At 71.0% G+C, this 4866-nt stretch carries 5 protein-coding genes; 1 reads left to right on the plus strand and 4 read right to left on the minus strand.

The window, feature by feature from the left end; all coding sequences use genetic code 11:
- From ACFU8Q_RS39055 to ACFU8Q_RS39070, 4 genes are all read right to left on the minus strand, one after another.
- The coding region (locus tag ACFU8Q_RS39055) for a reverse transcriptase-like protein (protein ID WP_384464228.1) at nt 1-313 on the minus strand (313 nt) is incomplete at its 3' end.
- Nucleotides 313-1056 carry a zinc ribbon domain-containing protein gene (locus ACFU8Q_RS39060; RefSeq protein ID WP_384464235.1) on the minus strand — a complete coding sequence of 248 codons (744 nt, stop codon included), beginning with the start codon at nt 1054-1056 and terminating at the stop codon, nt 313-315. The genes ACFU8Q_RS39060 and ACFU8Q_RS39055, both read right to left, overlap by 1 nt.
- The gene (locus ACFU8Q_RS39065) at nt 1053-1895 is read right to left on the minus strand and encodes a Nif3-like dinuclear metal center hexameric protein (RefSeq protein WP_384464230.1); all 843 of its coding nucleotides are present in this window, start codon (nt 1893-1895) and stop codon (nt 1053-1055) included. Before ACFU8Q_RS39065 ends, ACFU8Q_RS39060 begins: the two co-directional genes overlap by 4 nt.
- Before the next feature lie 122 nt (nt 1896-2017).
- Nucleotides 2018-3055 (minus strand): ABC transporter substrate-binding protein, encoded by a 1038-nt coding sequence (locus ACFU8Q_RS39070; RefSeq protein WP_384464237.1) that lies wholly within the window; start codon nt 3053-3055, stop codon nt 2018-2020.
- A 199-nt stretch (nt 3056-3254) separates the two neighbouring features.
- Between ACFU8Q_RS39070 and ACFU8Q_RS39075 the strand changes: the two genes are divergently transcribed.
- On the plus strand, nt 3255-4523 hold the full coding sequence (locus ACFU8Q_RS39075) for a hypothetical protein (protein ID WP_384464233.1): 1269 nt from the start codon (nt 3255-3257) through the stop codon (nt 4521-4523).
- Nucleotides 4524-4866: the final 343 nt, after the last annotated feature.

Consider the following 4866-nt stretch of genomic DNA (forward strand, 5'->3'; position numbering starts at 1 on the left):
GCTTCATGTCGGGGTGCTTGATCTTCCAGCGGCCCGACATCTGTTCCACGACCAGCTTGGAGTCCATCCGGACCCGCACCCGGAGCGCGCCGTCCGCCGAGGCGTCCGGCAGCAGCGCCTTCGCCGCCTTGAGGCCGGCGATGAGGCCCTTGTACTCGGCGACGTTGTTCGTCGCGACGCCGATGTACTCGGCGGCCTCGGCAAGGGTCTCCCCCGTCACCGGGTCGATGACGACCGCACCGTAACCGGCGGGCCCGGGATTGCCCCGGGAACCGCCGTCGGCCTCGATGACGAGCTGGCGCGGCTGGGTCATTACAGGCCCGACTCCGCCGTACGGACCAGGATGCGGCGGCAGTTCTCGCAGCGCAGGACGGTGTCCGGGGAGGCCGCCTTCACATCGTTGACCTCGGTGATGTTCAGTTCGAGACGGCAGCCCTCGCAGCGGCGCTGGTAGAGGCGAGCCGCGCCGACCCCGCCCTGCTGGACGCGGAGCTTGTCGTACAGCTTCAGCAGGTCCGCGGGGACGGAACCGGCGACGAGCTCGCGCTCCCTGGTGACGGTCGCGGCCTCCTCGTCGAGCTCCTTGGTCGCGGCGTCGCGACGGGCGATCGCATCGTCGGCCTTGGCCTGGACCGCGGAGACCCGGTCGGACAGCTCGGTGACGCGTTCCTGAGCGGACTCACGGCGCTCCATCACTTCGAGGACGACGTCCTCCAGGTCGCCCTGGCGCTTGGCCAGCGAGGCGATCTCGCGCTGGAGGCTCTCCAGGTCCTTCGGCGAGGTGACCGCACCCGAGTCGAGGCGCTGCTGGTCACGGGCGGCACGCTGGCGCACCTGATCGACGTCCTGTTCCGCCTTCGTCTGCTCGCGGGCGGTGTCGCTCTCCTCGGTCTGCGAGGCGACCAGCAGGTCGCGCAGCTGCGCGACGTCGCTGGTGAGCGACTCGATCTCGGCGTGCTCGGGCAGCGACTTACGGCGGTGCGCAAGCTGCGACAGACGTACGTCGAGGGCCTGGACATCGAGAAGTCGGATCTGGTCGGCGGGCGCGGCGTTCAGTTGGGGGCTCCAGAAGAGTGGTGGGTGGTGGTGGTCCAGGGGTCGGTGACCTGCTTCGAGACATGGACCCGCAGGCCCCATCCGTGGCGGTCGGAAATCGCGTCGAGCTGCGCTGCGGCCTGTTCGCACCAGGGCCACTCGGTGGCCCAGTGCGCGGCGTCGATCAGGCCGAGCGGGGAGTGCTGGATGGCTTCGGAGGCCGGGTGGTGGCGCAGGTCGGCGGTGAGGAAGGCGTCGACGCCCGCGCCGCGCACCGCGTCGAAGAGGCTGTCGCCGGAGCCGCCGCTGACGGCGACGGTGCGCACCGTCGCCGCGGGGTCGCCCGCGAGCCGGATGCCCTGCGCGGTGGCGGGCAGCCGGGCGGCGGCGCGGGCGGCGAAGTCGGCCAGGCTCTCGGGATGGTCGAGCGCACAGATCCGGCCGAGGCCGCGACGGCCCTTGGGGTCGGTGGGATCCGGTACGAGGGGCCGCTCGACGCGCAGGTCGAGCGCACCGGCGAGGGCGTCGGAGACGCCCGGGTCGGCGGTGTCGGCGTTGGTGTGGGCGACGTGCAGCGCGACGTCGTGCTTGATGAGGGCGTGCACGACCCGGCCCTTGAAGGTGTCGGCCGCGACCGTCGTCGTACCCCGTAGATAGAGCGGGTGGTGGGTGACGATCAGCTGGGCGCCGAGCCTGAGCGCCTCGTCGACGATCTCGTGGACGGGGTCGACGGCGAAGAGGACCCGGTCGACGTGCGAGGCGGGGTCGCCGCAGACGGTACCGACCGCGTCCCAGCTCTCGGCCCGCTCGGGCGGCCAGAGAGCGTCGAGCTCGGCGAGGACTTCGGACAGACGGGGCACAAGGAAAAGGCTACCTGCCCTTGGTGCCCCGTCGTCCATGGCTTCCGCGACCCGTGAGGACGGGCCACGGGGTGCGAATGAATCGTTACGACCTGATCCACTCGCTGTCGTACACCGGGTCGTTACTTCACGAGGTCGGCGCGGAGGTCGTCGAGGACCAGGTTCGCGGCCGTGACACCGAGGCCGAGGTACCAGGTCTCGTCGGAGACGTCCTTGGCCCGGCCGTCCTTGACCGCCTTGAGGTTCTTCCACAGCGGGTTGGACTGGGTGGTGTCGCGCTTGGTGGCCTTCACGTCGCCGTAGACGCCGGTGAAGATCCAGTCGGCGTCGGCCTCGTCGATCTTCTCCGGGCTGATCTCCGCGGCGAGGTCGTCGATCTGCTGGTTCTTGGGCCGCGGCAGGCCGACGTCCTCGAGGATGGTGCCGATGAAGGACGCCTTGGCGTAGAGGCGGATGCGGTCCGGGAGGTAGCGGACCATGGAGATGGTCGGCTTGTCCGGGCCGATGTCCTCGCCGAGCTTCTTCGCCTTCGCCTCGTAGGCGTCGAGCTCGCTCTTCGCCTTGGCGGTCTTGTCCAGCGCCGCCGCGTTGAGGAGGTAGTTCTCCTTCCAGGTGAAGCCCGGGCGGATGGAGAACACGGTCGGCGCGATCTTGGAGAGGGCGTCGTACTTGTCGGCGGCGCGGAGCTGGCTGCCGAGGATCAGGTCGGGCTTCAGGCCGGCGATGGCTTCGAGGTTGAGGTTGTTGATCGTGCCGACGTTCTTGGGGTTGCCCGCGTCCTTCTTCAGGTACGAGGGGATGGCCGCGTCGCCCTCGGAGGGGGCGTAGCCGACCGGCTTCACGCCCAGCGAGACGACGTTGTCGAACTCGCCGACGTCCAGCACGACGACGCGCTTGGGGGCGGACTTGATCTCCGTCTTGCCCATGGCGTGGGTGAGGGTACGGGGGAACTCGCCGGCCTTGGCGTCCGTCCCGTACGCCGCCGTCTTCTTCGCGGCGTCGCCGAAGTCCTTGCCGCCCGTCGCGACGGCCGCCTTCTTGTCGCCGCCGGACTTGGCCGAGTCGCCCGAGCCTGCGTCATCGCTCCCGCAGGCCGAGAGGGAAAGGGCGGCGGCCACTGCCAGGCCGACTGCGGCGGTACCGCGGCGACGAAGGGACATCACTTGCTCCAGATCGAAGGTCACACCAGGACTGCTTAGGACTGCCTAACCTTACCCATTCGGATTCGCGTCCAGCACAGGCACCCCCTCGCCCTCAGGCGAATCCAGGCATCACCACCCTTATGTGTGAAGCGACCGGTCTCGTGTTGTTCGGCAGGAAGTGCGAAAACTAGCTTCGGTTGCCGGAGGTGACCAGCCCATGACTGCCTGTGCTATCGAGAACGAGACCGTGGGGGCGGCCGGGGATGCCGGCGACGCCGGAACCGCCGGAGACACGATCCTGGGGGACGACGAACCGGACGCGCCGGGTGAACCGGGGGCGCCCGACCGGGCAGCCCTCGCGCCGCCCGCCTTCACGATCGCGGCGGACGGTTCGTACGCGGCCCGGCTCGCCCGGCGCGACATCGGTGCGGCGGGCGAGGCCGGGCAGGCGTGGTTCGTGGAGCGCTGGACGCTCGACGGGCACGAGCCGTACGCCGTGCCGCTCCCCCTCGACCAGCCGGAGGAGCCGGACTCGGACGTGCTGCCGCTGGCGGACGGACGCGTACTGATCCGGCGCCGGGTCGCGGACCGGCATGCGTTCTCGTTGCTGTATCCGACCGGCCCCGGCACCGGTGAACTGCCGCTCGGCGCCGTCGGGTGCGCGGATCTGACCCTGCTGCCGCCGTCGCCGAACGGCCGATGCGCGTACGCCCTGTCGGTCGGTGCGCGCTCCACCGCCGTCTGGCTGGTGGCGGGCGGCGCCTTCGGTCCCGAGCAGGTCGCCGAGGTGCCGGGGCGCTGCTCCGGCGGGGTCTGGCTGGACCGGGCGGGGCGGCTGCTGGCCCTGGACCGGGAGCTGCCGGGCGGCGGGCCGGTCAAGGCGGTCGCCGTGGACCTGGAGCGGGGCGGCGAGGTGACACCGCTGCTGCAGATCGCGCCGGGGAGCAACGACCGGCTGCTGCTCGCCGACGTGGACAGCGGTCTGCTGCTGATCCGCTCGGACGCGCCGGGGCACGACCGGCTCGGGTGGGGGGTGCTGGGCAGCTGTCTGCCGGTGCGTTTCCCGGAGTGTCTGCGCCCGGCGGATGTCGCGGTGACGCCGTTCGCCGTACAGCCGGGGCAGATGCTGATGCCGGAGAGCTGTGCGGTGGCCCTGCGGGTCGACGGGTCGGCGGGCAGCTGGCTCGGGGTGTGGCGGCCGGCGGGACGCCGACTGCATCAACTCGCCGCCCCCGAGGGGTGGCAGGCCGGTCGCGGGGTGTGGACCCGGGACGGCCTGCTCAGACTTCCGTACGCCAACGAGAACGTGGCGTGCGGGGTGGCACTGCTGGAGGCACCGGTGGACGGGGAACACGGTGCTCGGCCGTCGGCGGATCCGGCCGCCGAAAGCGGTATGCAACCGTCCGCTGCCGCTGTGCCTCTTCCGGTGTGCAAGCCGATTCCACTGGGGCAGGCGCCTCTCATGGGGCGCATGGTGCCTGGTTAAGATCCTTGGCCTGGGCTACGCAGCCGTATGACGGTCGCCGTTGGTGACCGTGCCGTGTTGCGGTGGCGTGATCGGCCCTGGTGACACACACGTAAGCGATCACAACGGGGTGACTTCCCACATGTCTGAAGCCCGAACCGACACGACCCAGACGCGTCCGCCGGGGGCGGACGCGGAACGGGCCGAAGCCGGTGGCTCCGGAAAGCACCGAGGGGGTGTCGCGACGGACGACACGTCAGCACAGCCGCACGGCCGTCACCGACGCCCCCACGAAGGGGACAGCCGGGCGGCCTGACCGCGCGGAACAACGACGAGGGACGGGTGGGCCCCGGCAGCCGGTCGG

The organism is Streptomyces sp. NPDC057543 (genome assembly GCF_042801895.1).
GTDB lineage: Bacteria > Actinomycetota > Actinomycetes > Streptomycetales > Streptomycetaceae > Streptomyces.

Excerpts from the sequence above, each read along its gene's own strand:
- ACFU8Q_RS39075 (WP_384464233.1), top strand. The coding sequence starts at position 3,255 with ATGACTGCCTGTGCTATCGAGAACGAGACCGTGGGGGCGGCCGGGGAT.
- ACFU8Q_RS39070 (WP_384464237.1), bottom strand. The coding sequence starts at position 3,055 with ATGTCCCTTCGTCGCCGCGGTACCGCCGCAGTCGGCCTGGCAGTGGCC.